The sequence below is a fragment of the bacterium genome (assembly GCA_040753085.1).
Taxonomy (GTDB): domain Bacteria; phylum UBA9089; class JASEGY01; order JASEGY01; family JASEGY01; genus JASEGY01.
In genome coordinates, this window is the sequence record JBFMHI010000250.1 from 1 (window position 1) to 1,678 (window position 1,678).

Below are 1,678 nucleotides of genomic sequence, written 5' to 3' on the forward strand. Positions count from 1 at the left end.
CCCGCCGGCCGGTCCCGCCGCCCGGGCCGGGGTGGGCTGAACGGCCATTGGAGTTGCCTCCTAGTGCCTTGTCACGTTAGTATTTATGGGTAGAGTCTCTTTAGTAGGGGCGAATAATTATTCGCCCCTACCTCCTCCTTTTGCAAGGACGATTCGCCAATTGCCCTTACTGTAAGGGCACGTGGCAACGTGCCCCTACACCCTTGTCAAGATAGAAGTTATCTGTTAGCGCTTGTCTTTATGCCGAAGGGTTAAATAATTACCCAAATAAACAATCATAAGGGTTACCCTTACAAAAGACGAACCCATTAAAGCAAGCTTGACAAGGCACTAGATCGGCTTTCATGTTTGGGGATAGGCCCTAAGAGCTAAGAGCTGAGGGTTTGCCAGGTGAACAAAATCCTTATTATCCAAACGGCCTTCTTGGGTGATGTGGTCCTGACTACTCCTCTGATTAGAGCCTGTTACGAGGGGCTAAACAAACCCGAGATTGGCCTCATTACTACACCTCAAGGCAGGCAGGTCCTTAAAGAGAATCCTTGCTTGGCAGAGATGATCCCTTACGATAAAAAAGGCTCCATGAAAGGCCTGGGGGGTTTCTTAAAGATAGTCGGACAGATTCGTAAGAGGGGATTCGATCTGGCTGTGATTCCCCATCGCTCTCTTCGAAGCGCCTCCTTGGCCTTTCTGGGTAATATCAAGCGAAGGATCGGCTTTGATACCAGCGCGGGAAGATTCCTCCTGACAGAAAAAGTGGTTTATCATAAGGGCCTGCATGAGGTAAAAAGAAACCTGGAATTTACCAGAGCCTTAGGAATATCTGAAGGTGAATGGCGGCCTGAAGTCTTTGTCAGCGAGCAGTCAGAAGAAAAGGCGGATCAGTTCTTCTCTCAGGAAAGATTGAACCGGGCTGAGTTAATTATTGGCCTTAACCCCGGGTCTATCTGGGTGACTAAAAGATGGATGCCGGAGGGTTTTGCCCGGGTAGGGGATATGCTGGCGGAGAAAGCCGGGGCACAGATCATTCTCTTTGGAGGAAAAGAGGACATTGCCTTAGTCAATCAAATAGCCGCAAGTATGAAAAACAAGCCTATTATGGCGGCCGGAAAGACGACCTTATCCGAATTAGCTTCTTTCTTCAAGAGATGTCATTTATTCATCACCAACGATTCCGGGCCAATGCACATTGCGGCGGCTGTTTCCGCGCCGGTGGTGGCTATCTTTGGGCCAACCACCCCTTCCCTGGGGTTTGCTCCTTATAGTCCTCATTCTGTGGTAGTAGAAATAGAGCACTTATCCTGCCGGCCATGTGGTCTTCACGGCGGCAAACAATGTCCTAATAAGAGCTTCGTCTGCATGCAGGAAATAACGCCGGCCCAGGTCATATCCGCCGCTGAGAAGCTCCTAAGACTTTCTCCTGGCGCGGCCTTCTGCCATAATCGGGAAATTACCTTCGGTGACTTCGTGAATACAAACCATTATCTGCAATTTTGATGGATAGTTGAAAAGGAAAATGTAACCGTTCACCTCACCACGGAGGCACAGAGACACTGAGAGGCTGTTTAAAAATGGCAATCATCTGCAAATAAATTATTTACTAATTTCTGCCTCCTGTGGTATAATAGCTTAAAAATACCAAACAATCCAAAACCAGCAGGAGGCAACGAAGCATGAAACG

1 protein-coding gene is annotated in these 1,678 nt (G+C 48.5%); it reads left to right on the forward strand.

The features are described 5' to 3' along the window. The first annotated feature begins 390 nt into the window (after positions 1 to 390). Entirely contained in the window at positions 391 to 1,494 is a 1,104-nt protein-coding gene (waaF, locus tag AB1797_14125; GenBank protein ID MEW5768721.1) for a lipopolysaccharide heptosyltransferase II, read from the forward strand. Positions 1,495 to 1,678: the final 184 nt, after the last annotated feature.